Origin of the sequence: Desulfovibrio porci (assembly GCF_009696265.1) — a bacterium.
In the GTDB taxonomy this organism is placed as follows: domain Bacteria; phylum Desulfobacterota; class Desulfovibrionia; order Desulfovibrionales; family Desulfovibrionaceae; genus Desulfovibrio; species Desulfovibrio porci.
On record NZ_VUMH01000005.1, the window covers coordinates 56,724 to 75,583 of the forward strand.

Genomic DNA, 18,860 nt, shown 5'->3' on the forward strand with positions numbered 1-18,860 from the left:
GTTGCGCCGCCTGACCGATTTTTTCCGTCAAGGCCGGGCGTACGGAGAAAAAAGAAAGGAGTTCGTCAAGTTCCAGAGCGTGCCGATAGGTGAGCACTTCTTTGCCCGGCTCAAAATGGGCGTGCAAATCTTCCCCGATATCTTCGGTGAGCACGCAACAACCACAGGAAGCCCCCTCCATGATGCGGAAGTTGAATTCCCGGCAAATGGATTCATTGGGGAGGATGCGGGTGTCGTCGTATAAATCCAGCATGGCCTGAAAAGAAAGCGGGCGGGCGTCCACATGGTGGCGTTGTTGTAAAAATTGCGCGAAGCGGGATCGCCGGGGACGGTTTTGATCAATGACGCCCACAAAGGCGGCCGTTTGGCGACGCTGGGCATGAGAACGCCATGCGCGTCCGAAGCCCGGCATGGCGAAAGGGCGCGCATCGTTCCGCAGCCGCCATGCCGCCGGCAATGAATTGAACAAGTTCGGGTGGGGCGTCAGAACAAGGTCGAAAAGCCGGCCATACCAGCGCTGCCAGAAGAGATTCAGATGGCTGTCCAGAGCCCAAAAAATCTTGGGACAATCCAGTTCCTCCAGACCGCTCAAAAAAATCCTGCGTGCCAAATGTTCCATCTGCACAAGCAGATCGGGCCTGAACTTTTCCCCCGAGGCGTCGGGGCCACGCAGAAGCCGCCGTACCGGTACAAGGCCACCCTCGCCTTTGAGGTTGACCCTGCGCACGGTATGACCCGGCATTTCTCCAAAATTGCAATCCACCAGAAGGATATTCATGTTGCACAAAAATTGTTGATGCGCTCCGTCAAAAATACGATCGACATTACCCTATTGGTTGATTTTACCCGAGCGCCCGCTTTTGTCCAGCCGGGAAAAGCATACGCGGAACCTCCCGCCTTGCCATAGCTGCCCCCCTGTTTTACATTTGCGGCATAAAGGGGAGACGAAGAATGATCGAAAGAGATGACGCCTTGAAATTGCTGGCGGATCAGGGCACGCCGACATCGCTTTTGCAGCACGCACTGGCCGCCGAGGCCATCATGCGCGCCTTGGCGCGCCGTTTCGGCGAGGATGAGGAACTCTGGGGCCTGACCGGCCTGTTGCACGATCTGGACTACCCTTCCACCGCTGAAGCGCCCGAGCGGCACGGCCTGGAGAGCGCTGAGCTGCTGTCCGGCAAACTGCCGGAAGAGGCCCTCGCCGCCATCCGTGCCCATAACGGCGAAATGAACGGCGCGACACCGCAAAGCCGTTTTGATTATGCCTTGCGCTGCGGCGAAACCGTCACCGGACTCATCAGCGCAGCGGCGCGCATGCGCCCCACCGGCCTGGAAGGCATGGAGCCCAAAAGCATCAAGAAAAAGATGAAGGACAAAGCTTTTGCCGCCAGCGTGAACCGGGACAATATCCGCCAGTGCGCCAACGCCGGGCTGGAACTGGACGAATTTCTGGCTCTGGCCATTGAGGCCATGCACGCCAGGGCCGCCGAGTTGGACTTGAGCAAATAAGCGTTTTACCTTTTTATGAGGCAGATCATGGAAGAATGCGCGCTGGATACGAGCATCCGCACCCTTGGCCCCTGCAAGCTGGAGTCGCGCCTGCCCTACCGCACTTGGGCAGACGACAAAAGCATTCAGATTTTTGTGGATGAGGAACTGAGCGAGCATAAGGGAGATGCCTGCGTCGTCTCCTTTGAGGCGGCCGGACCGCGTAAGAAGCTCTATTTCGACTCCTCCCGCGCCAAGTGCGCCATCGTCACCTGCGGCGGCCTGTGCCCCGGCATCAACGACGTGATCCGCGCCATTGTCATGGAGGCCTACCATGCCTATAAGGTGCCTTCCATCGTGGGCATTCCCTACGGGCTGGAAGGCTTTATCCCCAAATACCGGCACAGCCTGCGGGAGCTGACGCCGGAAGTGGTGGCCGACATTCATCGTTTCGGCGGCACCATCCTGGGCTCGTCGCGCGGGCCGCAGTCGCCCGAGGAAATCGTGGACACGCTGGAGCGCTGCAACGTCAACGCCCTCTTCGTCATCGGCGGCGACGGCACCATGAAGGCCGCCCTGTCCATCAGCCGGGAAATACAGAACCGGGGCCTGAAAATCACGGTGATAGGCATTCCCAAAACCATTGACAACGACATCAACTTCATCCCCCAGTCCTTCGGCTTTGAAACCGCCGTGTTCAAAGCCACCGAGGCTATTGAGTGCGCCCATACCGAGGCCTGCGGCACCCCCAACGGCATCGGCCTGGTCAGGCTCATGGGCCGGGAGTCGGGCTTTATCGCCGCGCGGGCCACGCTGGCCCTCAAGGAAGTGAACTTCGTGCTGATTCCGGAAGCGCCTTTCATCCTGGAAGGCGAAGGCGGTCTGCTGCCCGCCCTGGAGGAGCGCCTGCGGGACAGGGGACACGCGGTCATCGTGGCGGCTGAAGGCGCGGGCCAGCATCTGCTGGAGCACAACGCCGGTACGGACGCCTCCGGCAATCCCGTGCTGGGTGAAATAGCCGACCTGCTGCGCAAGGAAATCCACCGTTACCTCAATGACCGCGGGATGGAACATTCCATCAAATACATCGACCCCAGCTACATCATCCGTTCCGTGCCCGCCAATGCCAACGACAAGGTATACTGCGGCTTTCTGGGCCAATACGCCGTGCATGCGGCCATGGCCGGGCGCACTGATATGGTGGTGGCCAAACTTCAGGACCGCTACGTGCATCTGCCGCTGGAACTGGTCACCCGCACGCGCCGCAAGCTGAATATTTATTCCGATCTCTGGCGCGCGGTGCTGGAATCCACGGGACAGGGCATGCTCAAGGGCATGCTGCCGCCCGAATAGAGCGTTTTTTCATGTCGCGTCTTTGCCAGGTCAAGGCCTCGGCCGGTTCCGGTAAAACCTATGAGTTGACCCGCTGTTTTCTGTTGCGCCTGATGGAATGCGGGCACACGGCCGGTGTGGCGGCTTCCCCGGCCTGCGCGCTGGCTCCTGAAGGCCGACAGTGCGGCTGGGGCGATATCCTGGCCGTCACCTTCACCAATGCCGCCGCCGCCGAGATGCGCGAGCGCGTCATCCGCCGACTGAAAAGCGCGGCTCTGGGCATGCGCTCCAGCGACCTCCCCCTTGACGCCGACGAAGCCCGCCGCTGGGTGGATGTGATCATGCGCGACCTGAGCGCGCTGAACATCCGCACCATTGACAGCCTCTTGCACCTCATCGTGCGCGCCGCCGCTCTGGAGCTGAATCTTCATCCTGACTTCCAGCCGGTGTTCGCCACCGAAGAAGCACTGACTCCCTATCTGGAACTTTTTCTGGAGCGGGCCTGGCGGGACGATGCGGCCATGCGCGATCTTTTGCGCGATGCCTGCCGTGCCTTGGTGGTGCATGGCAGGAGCAAAGGCTTTCTGGCCGGGGAAAAACTGCTCCGCCAGTTGCGGGATTTGCTGGACGACGTGCTGCTGGGCCGCTTTGAGGATTTGACGCCGGAGCCGATTCTTAAAGGAAAGCTTCAAGAAATGGACGCGGCCGCTACACGCGCCGCGCGGGAACTTCTGACCGCCGCTCAGGCTGCGGGCCTGCGCTGGAAAAAACCTGCTCTGGGCGCGGTGGAACAACTGGCTCAGGGCCGGATGGACAAATGTTCTTCCGCTTTCGCCGTTAAGGAGACCCCCGAGGAATTGTTTCTCAAAGGCGCGGTGGTGCCGCAGGAGGCGGCGCGGGCTTTTGCCGCCTATGCGGCCAATGCCCGCCGCCGGGCTGTGGATGGCGAGTTGATTGTGCAGGCTCTGCGCATCTCTCCTTTTGTGCGCCTTGCCCGGGCGCTGGTGAGCGCTTTTCTGCAAAATCAGGAACAGGAAGGCGCGCTGCCCGGCCTGCTGGTGCCGGGTCTGGCACAGGAGGTGCTTGAAGGCGAACGCGGCGTGCCGGAAGCGCTCTGCCGCTTGGGCACGCGCCTGACCCACTTTCTAGTGGACGAATTTCAGGATACCAGCCGCGAACAGTGGCAGGCTTTGCGTCCTTTGGTGGAGGAAGCCCTGTCGCGCGGCGGTTCCCTGACTTGGGTGGGGGACGTCAAACAGTCCATCTACGGTTGGCGCGGCGGCGAACCGGAACTGTTCGACGCGGTGTTTGAGGATCAGGGCCTGACCCGGCTGGCCCCCGGCGGGGAGCGTCGTAATCTGCCCCGCAACTGGCGCAGCCGCCGTGAAGTGGTGGAGCACAACAACCGGATTTTCGCGCCGCTGGAAAACGTGATCACGGCACAGCGCGTTCTTGCCGCCCTGTTGCCCGCCGACACGCCGCAGGATGTCTTGGCCGCCGCCACACAACGCCTGAATAGGGCCTTCGCGGCCACGGCGCAACAATGCCCGCCCGAAGCCCGCAATGGCGGCCTGGTGCGGGCGGAGGATATACAGGGGGCGTCGCAGGACGATTTGCGTGAACTCGTGCTGGAACGCCTCTGCGAACTGCTGCGGGACGAAATCGGCCCGCGCCGCGCCTGGTCCGACGTGCTGGTGCTGGTGCGGGGCAACGAAACCGCCCGCGTGACGGCCGAAGGCCTGGTGCGCGAGGGCATTCCGGTCATTACGGAGAACAGCCTGCTGCTGGCCGAGCATCCGCTTATTGTCCAGACCGTGGCCCTGCTGGCTTTTCTGGACAACCCCGAGGACGATATCGCTTTCTGGACCCTGCTCACGGGTTCCATCGTGCTGGAGCACCCCCAGGTGGCAGAACTTGATTGGGAGGCGCTGCACGGCTGGTGCGCCGACTCCGGGCGCGGCCCTCTTTACCTGCGTTTCAAGCGGCGCTGGCCGCGGATATGGCAGGATCTGCTCGCGCCCTTCCACGGACAGTCCGGCCTGATGACGCCCTATGACACGGTGCTGGAATGGTTCGCGCATCTGGAAGTGGAAAAGCGCTTCCCGGAAGCGCGTACCTTTTTGCGTCGTTTCATGGAAGTGCTGCACAGCGCGGAAGAAAAAGGTCTGGCCACCTTATCCACTTTTCTGGAGCACTGGCGGGACAAAAGCGGCGAAGAAAAGGTGCCCATGCCCGAAAACATGAACGCCGTGCGCGTGATGACCATCCATAAATCCAAGGGGCTGGAAGCTCCGGTGGTGATTCTGCCCTGGACCGGCTTCAGCGTGCGTCCGGCGGGCCGTCCCGTCCTGCTGGAGCGCGAGGGCCTGCGCATGGTCGTGCCCAACCGCAAGGCGCTGGGTGAAATCTACTATGAGGATCTGGCGCGGCAGGCCTGCGAAAATCTGGATCTGCTTTACGTAGCCTTTACCAGGGCCAGGGACGAACTGCATATTTTCCGCACCGGCACGCCGAGTCAGGACAAATCCGGCTCGCTCTGCGCGGCTCTGGACATTCTCTGGCAGGAAGCCGGTCTGGCCTTGCCCTACAGTCAGGGCGCGCCGCCGGAGGACCTGCCGACAGCCATACCGGACGATGCGGCCAGCCTTGAACCGTCCTCCACGCTCTGCGCCGATACGGCTGCGGCGGAACAGGGCTGGCGGCCCATGCAGTGGCTGCCGCGTCTGAAAATCTTCCGTAACCCTCTGGGCGGCTTTGCGTTCAAAACCGAGGACCGCGGTAGTCTGCTCCATTTCTGTCTGGAACATCTGCGCATCACCGGCCATGCGGAAGAGGACGCCAGGTCCGCCCTGTTCTTCGGCCTGCGCCATTTCCCTCTGCCCGTGCCCGACGACGCAGCCCTGCGCAAGTCGTTGGCCGGAGCTCTGGCCTGGTTCGCGGCTCAGCCCGAGGCCGCACGCTGGCTTGCGTACGGCTGGCCCGAACAGTCGCTCATGGACGGGCAGGGGCATGTGCTGCGTATGGACCTGCTGGTGCGCGAAGCTTGGGGCCCGCTGGTCATCGACTATAAAAGCGGCCGTCCTGAACAGGAACATATTCTTCAGGTTCGCCGCTATCTGGCCTGTCTGGAACAGTGCGGCGATTGTAGCGGCACGGCGCGCGGCCTGCTGATCTACCTGGACCAGCGGCGCTTCCAGCTGGTGGAGGCGGACAAGGTTTCAGCACTCTGCGAAACGTGCGGCGCGCTTCTGCCGACAGCCGGGGGCAGAGCATGAGCGCGACGCCCTTTTTGATTTTTCCCTGGCAGCGAGCTTTTTTGCCCGATCTTAAAGCAATGCTGGAAGAATGCAGCGGCGGACGGCCCGGCTCGGCCCTGCTCATCGTGCCGCACAACCGTCCCTGGCGCTATCTTCTGCAGCTCTATGCCCAGGAAGGCGGCCCGCGCCTGCTGCCCAAAGTCCTCACACTGTCCGAGATGGTGAAGATCTGGCGGAGCGGCGCCAGCGATGCGCCGCTGCACACGGCCAACCTGCTGGACCGCGTGGCTCTGCTCCACGGCTGCGTACAGTCTCTGACCGGGGAGGACGCGGCCCTTTCCGCTCGTTTCGCGCGCATGGACATGGCGCTTTTTTTGCCCTGGGGGCTGCGTCTGGCCGCTCTGCTGGAGGAAATGCTCGGCCAAGGACTGGAAGCCGCCGATCTGGCCTACGTGGAGAATGAAGTGGCCGCAACCGCCGCAGCCCTGCTGGGAGCGCTGGGGCGGATCGGCCGCGCCTATCTGAAAGCCCTGGACGAGCGCCAGTGGACCACGCCGGGCCTGGATCAGTACATGGCTGGCCGCCATGCGTCGCAAATCCCGCCGCTGCTCGTCCCCGCCCCGGACAGACCGGTGCTGGTGGCCGGCTTTTCCGTGCTGACCGGCACGGAGGACAGGCTTCTGCGCGCTCTCTGGCGGGCGGGAGCGCACATTTGCCTGCACAGTGATCCGGCTCTGGCCGGAAATGCCCCCGCACATTGGGCCTGCGCCGAACACGCGGCCTGGCTGCGGCGCTGGCAGGCCCGCGCGCGCCTAGCCTTGGAACCCGATCCGCAGGAGGCGGCGCACAAGCCGCGTTTGTCTTTTTTCGCCGGGTATGACTGCCATTCGCAGCTCCAGGCCCTGCGCGGGACCCTGGCTGACAAGCCGGATGCCGCTACGCCTTCAACCGCCGTGGTGCTGACGGACAGCGCCTTGCTCATGCCCGTGCTGCACCATCTGCCGGACAAAGACGTCAACGTGTCCATGGGCTATCCCCTGCCCCGCTCGCCCCTCAACCGTTTGCTGGACGCCCTGCTGCGCCTGCAGGCCGGGCGTTCCGAGGACGGGCGTTATTACTGGCGCGACCTGCTGCAATGTCTGCGGCATCCCTATCTGAACATGCTCAAGGCGGATGATGCGGACGGCCGCAGCCTGCCGTTGTGCGACGCCCTGCGCCGTCTGGAGAATCTGGTCCGCACGGGCAGCCGTTTTGTGGATCTGCCGACCCTGGCTGACGAATGCCGCGCCGCCTTGCCCGAGCCTCTGGCCGCGCTGTTTTCCCGATGCCTGTCGGTCATGCTGGACGCCGTGTCCGCCGCACGTACCACAGCGGACATGGCCGAATGCCTGCGCGGCATCTGTGATTTCCTGCTGGACTACGGCGGCGAGATGTGGCGTCATTTTCCTCTGGATGCGGAAGCCATGTACCGTCTGATGCGCCACGCCGAACCCATTCTGCGCGAAACCTGCCTGGCGCAAACGCCTTTTCCGCCGACCGTGCTGCACGGCATCACCCGCCAGGTGCTGGAGCAGGAGCGCGTGCCCTTTGAGGCTGAGCCGCTCACGGGTCTGCAGGTGCTCGGCATGCTGGAAACCCGCCTGCTGCACTTTGAGCGCGTGCTGATCGTGGACGCCACGGACGACAAACTGCCCGGTAATCCGGCTCAGGACCCGTTGCTGCCGGATTCCCTGCGCCAGGTTCTGGGCCTGCCCGACGCCCGCCGCCGCGAGCGCACGGCGGCGCATACGCTCTACCGTTTGTGCGCCGGAGCCGATGAAGTGCATTTTTTCTGGCAGGAGGGCATCAGCCGTTCCGCGCTCTTTGACGGCAAAAAAAGCCGCAGTCGCTTTGTGGAGCAGTTGATCTGGGAGGAGGAACAGCGCCGGGGCGCGCTGCTCGCACCCGGTGAGGCGCCGCTGGCCGCGGCGCGCTGCACGGTGCGCGCCACCCAGACCCGGCCCAAAAGCCTGGAACGCCGGGCGGGCCTGGACGCGGCGGTACAAAAGCTTCTGCGCGAACCGCTTTCCGCCACTCGCCTTGATGTTTATCTGCAATGTCCCTTGCGCTTCGCCTGGCAATACCTCTGCCGCCTCGCACCCCAGCGGGAAATCAACGAGGGCGACGATCCGGCGGCCGTGGGCATATGCATTCACAATACGTTGCGCGCGCTGTACGAACCCTATCTGCATAAGGAAGTGCGGCGGGGCGACATTTCCATGGAAACCGTGCGGGCCCGCTTCTACGAAGCTCTGGAAGCGGCGGATCTGCGCCGCCTTCTCCCGGCGGACAGTTGCCTGATGCTGGAAACGGCCGCGCCGTTGCGTCTGGAGCGCTTTCTGGCGCAACAGCCCGAGAGCACGCTGATCCTGGCTCTGGAAGAAAAACTGACTGCGGATTTGGCGCTTAACGGGCGCAGTTATGCCTTTACCGGCACCCTTGACCGTCTGGACCGGCGCGACGGCCAGCTGCATGTGCTGGACTACAAGACCGGCGGCATCAAACGGCACGACGGCGGGCTCTGGACCGATGCCCCCTTCTTTCAGAAGGTGGCCCTGGCCTGTGCCCCGGAGCAGGATGCTTCTCCGGAAGCGTTGTTTGAGGAATTGCGCGAGCGTCTGCCCAGCCTGCAATTGCCCTGTTACCTGTCCATGCTCATGGCCGGAAAAATGGGAAATCCCGGCGATGCCGCCCTGGTGGAACTTAAGGAAGATGGGGCGGAAATCCCCCTTTTCGGTGGGCTGGCGGACGAAGATCTGGCGGAGGCTCTCGGCTACTGCGACCTCAGCCTGGCGCTGGTGCTGCGCCACCTGGAAAGCGCTCCGCATTTCGCGGCCCGGCCCGACAGGCATTGCGCCTGGTGCCCGTATGCCGGATTGTGCGCGGCCTGAACACGGGCGCATACAGTATTTTCATTTCTGTTCTCCCGTCCGTACCCGCATTGACTATTCTTGACTAATTCTTTGTCGTTCTTATAAATAGAGAATGAAATATGATGTGGATTCAGTTACGTACAGGTGTAATAAACACGAAAAGTCAGGAAAAACGATCACTGTGGTGGCATACTGCGGGAAAGCAGCTGTTGAAAATTAGTTTTTCCGGTATAGTTATTAATGTTCTGCAATGAACGGCATGACAAACAGGGCGGGCAGAATGCGGTTCGGCATGAAAAAATTGCCGTTACCCGCTCCGTCTTATTGCGCCTTGTGACTTTTCGTTCTATGCTAATTGCCAAATGGTTGGGGATAACCGTCAGATGTCGGCCGGGGGGCCGACGGCGGACCCCGTACTGGTTCAAGACGGAGGTCTTGTCACAATGCCCTTCCCTTCTTTGAAAATCGGCAATCTCACGGCTAAAGTGCCCGTCGTTCAGGGCGGCATGGGCGTGGGAATATCTCTTTCCGGTCTTGCGTCGGCTGTCGCCAACCAGGGCGGCATCGGCGTCATTGCCGGAGCCATGATCGGCATGAAAGAGCCGGATGTGGCCAAAAATCCTCTGGAAGCCAATCTGCGCGCCCTGCGCAATGAAATTATCAAGGCCCGCGAACTTTCCAACGGCATTATCGGCGTCAACATCATGGTGGCTTTGACCACCTTCAGCCAGATGGTGCGCACCTCCATTGAGCACAAGGCGGATATCATTTTTTCCGGCGCGGGACTGCCGCTGGACATGCCGCGCCACCTGCTGCAGCTCTGCGAGGAAAAGAAGGAAGAGTTCAAAACCAAACTCGTTCCCATTGTTTCCTCCGGCAGGGCCGCCACGGTTATTGCCAAAAAATGGCTCTCCCGCTTCAATTATCTGCCGGACGCCTTTGTGGTGGAAGGCCCCAAAGCGGGCGGTCATCTGGGCTTCAAACCCGAGGAAATCCAGGATCCCGCGCACGCGCTGGAAGTTCTGGTGCCCGAGGTGGTGGAAGCGGTCAAACCCTTTGAAGACAAGTTCGGTCGAGCTGTGCCGATTATTGCGGCCGGTGGCGTATACACCGGCGCGGACATTAAAAAATTCCTGGATCTGGGAGCCGCCGGCGTCCAGATGGGAACGCGCTTTGTGGCCACCCATGAATGCGACGCGGACGAACGCTTCAAGCAAAGCTATCTTGCGGCCAGGCAGGAAGACGTGACCATCATCCGCAGCCCTGTGGGCATGCCGGGCCGCGCGTTGACCAACGATTTCATCAATGCCGCGCGCGAGGGGCTGAAAAAGCCCTTTAAGTGCATTTTCCACTGCGTCAGCACCTGCCAGCAGGAAAAGACCCCATATTGCATCGCTCAGGCGCTGATCAGCGCCATGCGCGGCAATCTGGAGCGTGGTTTCGCCTTCTGCGGAGCCAATGTCTTCCGGGTGAACAAGATCATTTCCGTGCATGAACTGATGGATTCCCTGCAGCGTGAATTCGACGACGCCATGAATTCACTGAGCAAGGGCGTGCAGAACATGCAATCCATGCTGGGATACGGCAACAAGCCTGAACAAGCCCAGATGCGCTGACCGGGAGATCACGCTGTCGGAATGCAGAGAGAGCGGTCCGGGGCAGATATGCTTGCCCCGGACCGCTCTCTTTTTTATGAATGGAAACCCTCTAAGCTGACTGTAATTTGCTTCTGTGAAAGTCGTTTTTACTTGAAGAGTTCCCGCTCCGGCACATCCCGGTCAATGCGATCCTCCACCTCAATGCCCTTGGGCGGCGTAAAGCTGAAATCCGAGGACTTGAGACGCGCGTCGGGTTTGAAGGAGGTAAAGCGCACCTCATTGGTGTTGCCGTAAAAATCCACAATACTGGCCCGGCGGATGTAGCCGCTGCCCGGCTCCACCCAGATCAGGGCTTCCACCATCTGCGGCGCGGGTTCTTTGGGATACAGGCGCAACTTGGCCAAACCCTGCTCCTCGCCTTCGGGCTTCACTTCAAAATCTTTGGTCAGCGCCGCCTGGCCGGTAATTACCTGGATAATGCTGCGTGAATCGCGCACCAGACTGGGCGGATAGCGATAAGCCACTTCCTCGTCGGGCAGATAATCCCAGATTTCCTTGGCCGTGACCACCAGGGTTTCCTCATGCGGCTTGGCGGTGTTCCAGCGAATCAGCAGGGGTTTCTGGAACAGCAGGCTACCCTGCCGCCGTTCCACAGAACCGCTTTCCTTGTGGGTAAGCGTCTGTTCAAAATCCGCGGAAAAGGACTTCAGCGTCTCATAGCGCTCCTGGATGACGGAGGCCAAATCAGCCGCCATGGCGGGGGACAGCCAGAACAGTGCGCAAAGCGCAATGCCCGCTGCGGTAAACATGCCGGATATACGCATTAGAACCTCCGCTGAATCATCAGCGCGTTATCTGACCACAGGCCGGGGCTTGCTGCCGTCGGCCGGACCGATAATGCCGTCCATCTCCAATTGTTCCACCAGACGAGCGGCGCGGTTGAAACCGATTTTGAAACGCCGCTGCACGAGAGAGATGGATGCCCGTCCCTGCTCGCTGACAAAGGCCTGCACTTCGGCATATAAAGGATCCTGAGCCGCATCCCCCCCGCCAACACCCTGGCCTGAAGCGGTTTCCACGCCCCATTGGGCGAAATCCACCTGGTAGGAAGGGCTCAGATGCCTCTTCCAATGCGCCACGACGGACTGCACTTCCTCGTCACTCAGAAACGGCCCGTGCAGGCGCTGCAAACGGCCGCCGCTGGGTTTGAAAAGCATGTCGCCCCGGCCCAGCAGATGTTCAGCGCCCACCTGATCCAGGATGGTGCGCGAGTCGTGCTTGGAAGTGACCTGAAAGGATATCCGGCAGGGAAAGTTGGCTTTGATCAGGCCGGTGACCACGTCCACACTGGGCCGCTGCGTGGCCAGAATCATATGAATGCCCGCAGCGCGGGCCAACTGGGCCAGACGCACGATGCTGGTTTCCACCTCGCGGGCGGCGGTCATCATCAGATCGGCCAGTTCGTCAATGACAATAACCAGATAGGGCAAAGGCTCCAGGTCCGAGAAATCGGGCGGCAGTTCATTTTTAAACGCCGCCAGTTTCTGGTTGAAGCCCGCCACGTTGCGCACGCCCAGACGGGCCATGGCCTCGTAGCGGCGGTCCATTTCATGCACGGCCCAATCCAGGGCGTTTTTGGCCTCGGCCATTTCCGTGACCACGGGATGGACCAGGTGCGGCTCATCGGCGTAGACCGCCATTTCAATGCGCTTGGGGTCCACCAGCAAAAGGCGCATGTCCTGTGGTTGGGTGCGGTACAGCAGGCTAATCAAAATGCCGTTGAGGCAAACGCTCTTGCCCGCGCCCGTGGCCCCGGCCACCAGCAAATGCGGCATGCGGGTCAGATCGGCCATAAAAGGCTTGCCCGCGATGTCCTTGCCGAGAATCATGGTCAACGGTCCGCAGCCCTTGCGGAAGGCTTCAGAGGCGGCCAGCTCCCGGAAGTTGACGGTCTCCCGGTTGTCATTGGGAATTTCAATGCCCACGGTGTCCGAACCGGGGATGGGCGCCTGGATGCGCACAGCCATGGCCTTGAGCGCCAGGGCCAGATCGTCGCTGAGATTGGCGATGCGGCTGACCCGGATGCCGGGGGCCGGGCGCACCTCGTACATGGTCACTACCGGTCCGGGAGTGATGCGCACCAGTTCGCCCTGAATGTCGAAATCCTTGAGGCAGGCCATCAAGGCCTTGCCCTTGCCCTCACGGTCCTCGCGGCCGCTGGGGGTGGTCTTGGCAGGCGGCGTAAGCAGATCCAGGGCGGGCAGCGGCACAGGAGCCTTTTTGCCGAGCGCGGCGGAAATCAGATTGTCCCAAACATGCTTCTTGGGCTCGGCTTTTTCCGCAGCCGGAGCGGCTACAACTGCCGCCTCAGATTCGGGAGCATCCTGCGCATCTTTTTCCCGGGGTTCGTCCGCTTCCTGCGTGACGACGGCAACAGGCGCGCCGCTCAGATCTTCTGCCACGGCGAAGGGATCGTCATTGTCCTCATCCACAACGGGCGAAGTATAAGAAACTGCTTTTGCGGATGTCGACGCACCCCTGTCTTCGGGCCCGGCAGTATGCTTTTCCTCATAAACTTCAGGCAGGGAATCGGCGGTGGGGTGAATATCTCCCAGTTTGTCCCGCCACCGGGCCAGAAAAGACCATTGCGGCAGACGCAGCCGGGGCAGCTTCCAGGCCCGGCGCGGGATTTCGGCCTCAGAGCTTTTTTCGGCGTCTTGGGATTTGCCGTCGAGCTGTTTCTCAAGCTTGCCGCGCAGCCAATGGGCGAAGCGCGCCGCCAGGCTGAACCAGGAAATGTTGCAGGCCAGTTGCAGGCCCACCAGCAGGACAAAAAGCCATAACAGGGCGGAACCGCCGGGACTCAGATAGCGGCTGGCGTTGTCATGCAGGGCGCTGCCCACCATGCCGCCGCCCCAGAGATCGCCCAGGGAGAGATCCCAGGCCGCGCCCATGACCAGCAGACAGACAGTCAGCAGGAAAAAGCCGCACCATCGCCACCAGTGCATGGCATAGGACGGAGAAACGTAGGCCGCCCCCAGCGCGCCGAAGACCAGCGGCCAGAGAAAGGCGGCCACGCCGAAGACATCGTTGAGAAAGCCCGCCGCGTAGGCGCCGAACAATCCGGCCTTGTTCTGCACTGCCACGACGCCGCTGACCACGTGATTGAGGCTAGGGTCGTTGGAATCGAAGCTGGCCAGGCTGAGCAAAAGCAGCAAAGCCCAGAAGAGCAGAAAAAGGCCGAAGAGTTCGCGGCTGAATTTATGGGCGTCCGTAGAGCTACCCTCCCGGACAGAGAACTGCTGAAATCATTCCCGGCCCAGATATTCCTTGGTGCGGGTGTCCACCTTGATCCGGTCGCCGGTGTTCACGAAAATCGGCACCTGCACCGTGAGGCCGGTTTCCAGTTTGGCGGCCTTGGTGACGTTGCTCACCGTGTCGCCCTTGGCGCCGGGTTCGGTTTCCGTAACTTCCAGTACCAGGCTCAGCGGGATGTCGATATCCAGGGGACTGCTCTTGTAGAGCAGCACGCGGCATTCCTGCCCGTCCTTGAGAAAGCCTTCCTTGCCGCCGGTGGAAGCGGCGGCCATCTGCAGCTGCTCATAATTGGTCATATCCATGAAAATCAGCTCGTCGTCCTGGCGATAGAGGAACTGCATATCACGGGTTTCCAGGTCGGGCTTGCCGACTTTTTCACCGGAACGGAAGGTGATGTCCTGCATACGTCCGGTGAGGATGTTGCGCAGCTTGGTGCGGACCATGGCCCCGCCCTTGCCGGGCTTGAAGTGTTGAAAATCCACTATTTCGTAAGGAATGCCTTCCACTTCGATCTTGAGGCCCTTGCGAAAGTCGGTGGTTGAATACATGCGTTCCTCCTGCCATGCCGCGGCATGTTCTGTATGGGCGAAAATAACGCCGATCTCAATTGCCAAGCGGCGCGAGAGCGGCTACCGTATGGCGGACGTGGTCTTCCACGAACGCTCGTTGTTCCGAATTGAATATATTTGTGGAAAAATGCCCGCTTGTCAAGATTGAAAGTTCAAGCTTTACATGAGGTTTATATGGCCGTCAGCCTTATCCTGGAAACAACAGCCTATACCCTGGATCAGCTTCTGGCCGTGCCTGAGGCGCAGATTGCCCTTGCCGGGCGCTCCAATGTAGGTAAATCATCCCTGATCAACGCCCTGGCCGGGCGTAAAAAACTGGCCAAGGTCAGCGCCACGCCGGGGAAAACGCGCTCCGTCAATTTTTATAAAGTGGAGCCGCAGAATTTTTATCTTGTGGATCTGCCCGGCTACGGGTACGCTAGGGCCAGCCACGAAGAGCGACGCAAGTGGGCGAAACTGCTGGAGCACTACCTCACGGACTGCAAGACGCTCAAGACTCTGGCTTTGCTGCTGGATTGCCGTTTGCCCCCGCAGAAGATTGACCTCGAGCTGGCTTCCTTTGCCCGCACCTGCCGCCTGCCCTTGCTGCCCGTACTGACAAAAGCCGATAAATGCAGCCAGCGCGAACGCTCCTCACGACAGAAGGAGTGGCAGGATCTGCTGGCTGTCAAGCCTGTCCTGACCTCCTCCAGCAGCCGTCTGGGCATGGAGGAACTCTGGCGTGCACTGATCGCGGCCGCCGACATCGCCATTACGGATGGCGCCACCGCGCCGGCGACAGTGGAGTGACGTTCGGACAGGCTCAGTCCGCCTGTTGCGCTGCCGTGGCGGCGTCCGGTTCCACATGAACAATAATCCTGCCCAGCGGCGGCACGGCGCCGCGCAACCGTTTTTCCAGGCGCACGCAGATGTTGTGGACTTCCTCCACGCTCAGTTCACCGCTGATGCCGCAGTGAAAAGAAATGCAGATGCCCTGCTCCGGCAATTCGTAGGTGGAAAATTTGTGCGGATCGCAGAGTAAAGGCTCGTTTTCCACAGCCAACCGCACTTCCCGCCAGGCCAGTTCGGCCAGAGGCACGGAAACGGCGGCTCCGGCGTGCAACGCGCTGGCCGCGCCCTCAGGCTCCAGGTGGCTGACCACTTCCACGCCGGGCAGCGCCCGGCGCAGGTCATCCTCAAAGGGCCGCACCCGCGCATAGGCTTCGGCATACGGCAGGCCGCCGGGCAGTTCCACATGCAGTTCAATATGAAATAATCCTCCGGTGCGCAGCACATGCACATTATGTACCGCCAAGCCGTGTTCCGAGGCCATGCGTTGCACCAGGGAAAAGGGATTGTCGTCTTTCCCGGCGCGGGCGCTCATGGGTTCCACATGCACGCACACGTCCGCGCCCGGCAGGATGGCGGCCACGGCCTGTTCCGCTTCATGGGCCAGCCTGTGCCCGTCGCGGACACGAATGCCCGGCTCCACGCCCACGGTCAAATCCACAAAGGTCTGTGGGCCGCTGTTGCGCAGGCGCACCCGCCGCACGGCCGTGATGCCCGGCACCTTTCGAACGGCTTTGGCGACAGCCCCCCGCTCCTTGGTGGACCCGGAATCCATCAAGGTGTTGATGGATTCCGCAGCCATGCGCAGGCTGGCGCGAAAGATGAGCAAAGCCACCACCAGGGCCGCCACCGTGTCGGCTTGGGCCAGTACCCGGTAGAGCGGCTCCGGCAGATTCAGGGCGGCGGCCACCCATACGGCCAGCACGCCGACCAGCACCACGGCCGAGGAAAGAATGTCCGTGGAGAAATGCAGGGCGTCGGCCTCCAGGGCCTGGCTCTTGTACCGCCGGGCCACCTTTCGCAAGATGCGCACCCGGTTGATGTCAACGCCCATGGAAACGGCCATGACGGCCACACCCCAGAGCGACGGGGTAACGGGACTGACACCGTCCAGCAGCCGCTGCACGCCTTCATAAACCACCCAGAAGCAGGTCAGGAACAGCAGCAGAGTCTCAGCCAGGGCGGAAAGGTTTTCGATCTTGCCGTGCCCGTAGGGATGGCGGCTGTCGGCCGGGCGGGCAGAAATGCGTACCGCCGCCAGAGTCATGGCCGCCGCCAGCAAGTCGAGGCCGCTGTGCAGCGCTTCGGAAAGAATGCCCAGGCTATTGGTATACAGGCCCACCGCAAGCTTCAGAGCTGTCAGGGCAAGGGCCGCGACCAGCGAAACCAGCGCGGCGCGATGCTTTTCAGCGGCGCCGTCTTCGTGCCGGAGGTTCTCCATGAATACTCCCTATAAAAAAAGCCCCCGAAGGGGCTCTTTTGCTGCTTTGCCGCGATGTTACAGCCAAGTGAACCACTGCCGCCAAGAGCCCTGGCGCTTTTCGCGCGTCTCCCTAGCCTGCTCCTCACGGTAGTTGTGGTAGGCGGCCAGACTCTTTTCCTTGGCGTGTTCCGCCACTTCCGGCACGTCCTTGAAGTTTTCCATGATGAATTCATACCGCCGCCAAGCCGGGCCGTACTTCTTCATGTGCCAGAACACGTCGGCGATATACAGCTCGTGCTCGGCCATGAATTTGCGGCAGGTCTGCATATGCTCTTCCGCGCCCTTGGCATAGGGCGAATCAGGGTACATCTGGCGGAGACGGTTAAAGTAATCGTAGGCTTCCTGCAGTTCCGTGGTGGCCCGGTCAATGGAGCGGAACTGCTTCATGAGCGACATGCCCGTCTGGTACAGCACATACGGAATGGCTTCATGACGGGGATGGAGCGACTCGAAATCCTTGTAGGTTTCGGCGGCCAACTCGTATTCTTCATCCAGAAAATAGGCGTCGCCCAGCGAAAGTTCAGCGTCAATGGTATAGGGGCTGAACGGATAGGCGTCGCGTAATTTGTTGTACAGCTCCACGGCGCGCACATAGTTCTTTTCACTCATGGCGTCGTTGGCGGCTTCGAAGATTTCCTGGGCCGTATCTTCAGCCGGCGGCAGGTAAATCATGTCGATGATGCCGCAACCGGAGACGGCAAACAAACTGAAGGCAAGCACAAGGCAGCGAAGCAGTTTTTTATGCATGGAGCTGTTCCAAAAAGACAAAAGCCGCTTGCGCAGCCGTTGCGCCGTCACCGGTAGCGGTGATTACCTGACGGCAGAGTTTGGAGCGAATATCCCCGGCGGCAAAAATGCCGGGTATGCTTGTACGCATTTCCGTATCCGTCACAATAAAGCCCTGATCGTCCCGCTGGAGCTCCACAGGCAGAAAAGAGGTCACCGGAGCAAAACCCACGTAGACGAAAAGCCCGTCCACCGGAAGTTCTTCCTCCGCGCCGCTTTGAACATTGCGCAGGCTGAGTCCCGTCAGATGATCCCCGCCGTGCAGGCTTGTGATGACCGTGCTGCGGTGGATTTGCACCTTGTCGGGTATGCTTTCCAGCCTGTCCTGGTAAACCTTGAGTCCACGAAAACCTTCCCGACGGTGGATCAGATGCAGCTTGTCCACGATTTTGGCAAGATACAGCGATTCTTCCAGGGCTGCGTTGCCGCCGCCCACCACTGCTACCGTCTGGCCGCGGAAGAAGTTGCCGTCGCACAGGGCGCAGTAGGAAACCCCGCGTCCCGTCAGCTTGTCTTCGTTTTCAAGGCCCAGTTGGCGGTGGCGCGCCCCGGAGCAGACGATCACCGTTCTGGCGGCGTGCTCCTCTCCTCCCCCGGCGCGCACATTGAACCGGCCCGCCGCGCCGGAAACGGATTCCACGGCGCCGGTAGGCCGGTCAATGTCGAGGCCGTCCAGATGGGCGGCAAAAAGATCAGCCAGCTCATAGCCCTTGATGCCCTTGGGATAGCCGGGGTAATTCTCAAGGGATTCGGTCTGCAAAACCTGACCGCCCGGCGTCAGCTGCTCAAAGAGCAGAACTGAGCAACCGGAGCGCGCCAGATACATGGCAGCCGTTATACCGGCTGGTCCGCCGCCGATGACAACGGCGTCATACAACTTCATGCCAGAGCCTTTGAGTCAAGCAGTTCCTTCATGGCCACCTTGGTGACGGCGCCGGTGATTTGTTCCACCGTCTCGCCGTTTTTGAAAAGCACCAGGGTGGGGATAGCGCGGATGCCGAATTTGGTGGGCGTGGCGGGATTTTCATCTACATTCATTTTGACCACGCGCACCTTGCCTTCGTATTCCTTGGCAAGTTCGTCAATGATCGGCCCCACCGCGCGGCAAGGACCGCACCAGGGAGCCCAGAAATCAAGCAGAACCGGCAGATCGGATTTGAGAACAAGACTTTCAAAAGTGGCGTCAGTAACCTGTTCAGCCATATTAATTACTCCTTAGGTTGCTTGGCGTCGCGCAAGACGGCGCAGCAATGCTGCAGGCCGCGCGACGCGCATTGTGCAGACGGAGC

Annotated in this window: 14 protein-coding genes and 1 pseudogene; 7 read left to right on the forward strand and 8 right to left on the reverse strand. The window is 61.1% G+C overall.

The window, feature by feature from the left end:
- Positions 1-10: 10 nt before the first annotated feature.
- Positions 11-619: pseudogene (locus FYJ44_RS15015) on the reverse strand (glycosyltransferase family protein); the annotation flags it as partial.
- Here FYJ44_RS15015 and FYJ44_RS14435 point away from each other — a divergent pair.
- The 6 genes from FYJ44_RS14435 (at position 536) to FYJ44_RS06430 (ending at position 10,605) form a co-directional block, all read left to right on the forward strand.
- The gene (locus FYJ44_RS14435) at positions 536-907 is read left to right on the forward strand and encodes a hypothetical protein (protein ID WP_195840970.1); all 372 of its coding nucleotides are present in this window, start codon (positions 536-538) and stop codon (positions 905-907) included. The pseudogene FYJ44_RS15015 and the gene FYJ44_RS14435 sit on opposite strands and share 84 nt — an antisense overlap.
- Before the next feature lie 44 nt (positions 908-951).
- A complete protein-coding gene (locus tag FYJ44_RS06410; protein ID WP_154510333.1) occupies positions 952-1,509 on the forward strand; it encodes an HD domain-containing protein in 558 nt (185 codons plus the stop codon).
- A gap of 27 nt (positions 1,510-1,536) precedes the next feature.
- Positions 1,537-2,841: an ATP-dependent 6-phosphofructokinase gene (locus FYJ44_RS06415; protein ID WP_154510336.1), complete on the forward strand. Its 1,305-nt coding sequence runs from the start codon at positions 1,537-1,539 to the stop codon at positions 2,839-2,841.
- Between the two features lie 11 nt (positions 2,842-2,852).
- Positions 2,853-6,095 (forward strand): UvrD-helicase domain-containing protein, encoded by a 3,243-nt coding sequence (locus FYJ44_RS06420; protein WP_154510339.1) that lies wholly within the window; start codon positions 2,853-2,855, stop codon positions 6,093-6,095.
- On the forward strand, positions 6,092-9,007 hold the full coding sequence (locus FYJ44_RS06425) for a PD-(D/E)XK nuclease family protein (RefSeq protein ID WP_154510342.1): 2,916 nt from the start codon (positions 6,092-6,094) through the stop codon (positions 9,005-9,007). The genes FYJ44_RS06420 and FYJ44_RS06425 overlap by 4 nt, the downstream gene beginning before the upstream one ends.
- 425 nt (positions 9,008-9,432) lie before the next feature.
- Positions 9,433-10,605 carry an NAD(P)H-dependent flavin oxidoreductase gene (locus tag FYJ44_RS06430; protein ID WP_154510345.1) on the forward strand — a complete coding sequence of 391 codons (1,173 nt, stop codon included), beginning with the start codon at positions 9,433-9,435 and terminating at the stop codon, positions 10,603-10,605.
- A 128-nt stretch (positions 10,606-10,733) separates the two neighbouring features.
- On the opposite strand, the gene lolA is transcribed toward FYJ44_RS06430, so the two are convergent.
- The 3 genes from lolA to efp form a co-directional block, all read right to left on the reverse strand.
- Positions 10,734-11,411 carry an outer membrane lipoprotein periplasmic chaperone LolA gene (lolA, locus tag FYJ44_RS06435; protein ID WP_154510348.1) on the reverse strand — a complete coding sequence of 226 codons (678 nt, stop codon included), beginning with the start codon at positions 11,409-11,411 and terminating at the stop codon, positions 10,734-10,736.
- 27 nt (positions 11,412-11,438) lie between these two features.
- Positions 11,439-13,796: a DNA translocase FtsK gene (locus FYJ44_RS06440; RefSeq protein WP_407643776.1), complete on the reverse strand. Its 2,358-nt coding sequence runs from the start codon at positions 13,794-13,796 to the stop codon at positions 11,439-11,441.
- A 99-nt stretch (positions 13,797-13,895) separates the two neighbouring features.
- Positions 13,896-14,453 (reverse strand): elongation factor P, encoded by a 558-nt coding sequence (gene efp / locus FYJ44_RS06445; protein WP_154510354.1) that lies wholly within the window; start codon positions 14,451-14,453, stop codon positions 13,896-13,898.
- 195 nt (positions 14,454-14,648) lie between these two features.
- Between efp and yihA the strand changes: the two genes are divergently transcribed.
- The gene (gene yihA, locus FYJ44_RS06450; RefSeq protein ID WP_154510357.1) at positions 14,649-15,263 is read left to right on the forward strand and encodes a ribosome biogenesis GTP-binding protein YihA/YsxC; all 615 of its coding nucleotides are present in this window, start codon (positions 14,649-14,651) and stop codon (positions 15,261-15,263) included.
- Between the two features lie 13 nt (positions 15,264-15,276).
- Here yihA and FYJ44_RS06455 read toward each other — a convergent pair whose 3' ends face one another.
- From FYJ44_RS06455 to trxA, 4 genes are read right to left on the reverse strand one after another with little or no spacing between them, the layout of a single operon-like run.
- A complete protein-coding gene (locus tag FYJ44_RS06455) occupies positions 15,277-16,743 on the reverse strand; it encodes a cation diffusion facilitator family transporter (protein ID WP_154510361.1) in 1,467 nt (488 codons plus the stop codon).
- A gap of 57 nt (positions 16,744-16,800) precedes the next feature.
- Entirely contained in the window at positions 16,801-17,532 is a 732-nt protein-coding gene (locus FYJ44_RS06460; protein WP_154510364.1) for an outer membrane protein assembly factor BamD, read from the reverse strand.
- A complete protein-coding gene (locus FYJ44_RS06465; RefSeq protein WP_154510367.1) occupies positions 17,525-18,454 on the reverse strand; it encodes an NAD(P)/FAD-dependent oxidoreductase in 930 nt (309 codons plus the stop codon). Before FYJ44_RS06465 ends, FYJ44_RS06460 begins: the two co-directional genes overlap by 8 nt.
- On the reverse strand, positions 18,451-18,774 hold the full coding sequence (gene trxA, locus FYJ44_RS06470) for a thioredoxin (protein WP_154510370.1): 324 nt from the start codon (positions 18,772-18,774) through the stop codon (positions 18,451-18,453). Before trxA ends, FYJ44_RS06465 begins: the two co-directional genes overlap by 4 nt.
- Positions 18,775-18,860: the final 86 nt, after the last annotated feature.

What these genes read in the sequence shown, in the direction of transcription:
- trxA (WP_154510370.1), bottom strand. Translation starts at nt 18,774, where the DNA reads ATGGCTGAACAGGTTACTGACGCCACTTTTGAAAGTCTTGTTCTCAAA.
- FYJ44_RS06425 (WP_154510342.1), top strand. Translation starts at nt 6,092, where the DNA reads ATGAGCGCGACGCCCTTTTTGATTTTTCCCTGGCAGCGAGCTTTTTTG.
- lolA (WP_154510348.1), bottom strand. Translation starts at nt 11,411, where the DNA reads ATGCGTATATCCGGCATGTTTACCGCAGCGGGCATTGCGCTTTGCGCA.
- FYJ44_RS06415 (WP_154510336.1), top strand. Translation starts at nt 1,537, where the DNA reads ATGGAAGAATGCGCGCTGGATACGAGCATCCGCACCCTTGGCCCCTGC.
- FYJ44_RS06430 (WP_154510345.1), top strand. Translation starts at nt 9,433, where the DNA reads ATGCCCTTCCCTTCTTTGAAAATCGGCAATCTCACGGCTAAAGTGCCC.
- FYJ44_RS14435 (WP_195840970.1), top strand. Translation starts at nt 536, where the DNA reads ATGGCTGTCCAGAGCCCAAAAAATCTTGGGACAATCCAGTTCCTCCAG.
- FYJ44_RS06410 (WP_154510333.1), top strand. Translation starts at nt 952, where the DNA reads ATGATCGAAAGAGATGACGCCTTGAAATTGCTGGCGGATCAGGGCACG.
- FYJ44_RS06460 (WP_154510364.1), bottom strand. Translation starts at nt 17,532, where the DNA reads ATGCATAAAAAACTGCTTCGCTGCCTTGTGCTTGCCTTCAGTTTGTTT.
- efp (WP_154510354.1), bottom strand. Translation starts at nt 14,453, where the DNA reads ATGTATTCAACCACCGACTTTCGCAAGGGCCTCAAGATCGAAGTGGAA.
- yihA (WP_154510357.1), top strand. Translation starts at nt 14,649, where the DNA reads ATGGCCGTCAGCCTTATCCTGGAAACAACAGCCTATACCCTGGATCAG.
- FYJ44_RS06465 (WP_154510367.1), bottom strand. Translation starts at nt 18,454, where the DNA reads ATGAAGTTGTATGACGCCGTTGTCATCGGCGGCGGACCAGCCGGTATA.
- FYJ44_RS06420 (WP_154510339.1), top strand. Translation starts at nt 2,853, where the DNA reads ATGTCGCGTCTTTGCCAGGTCAAGGCCTCGGCCGGTTCCGGTAAAACC.
- FYJ44_RS06455 (WP_154510361.1), bottom strand. Translation starts at nt 16,743, where the DNA reads ATGGAGAACCTCCGGCACGAAGACGGCGCCGCTGAAAAGCATCGCGCC.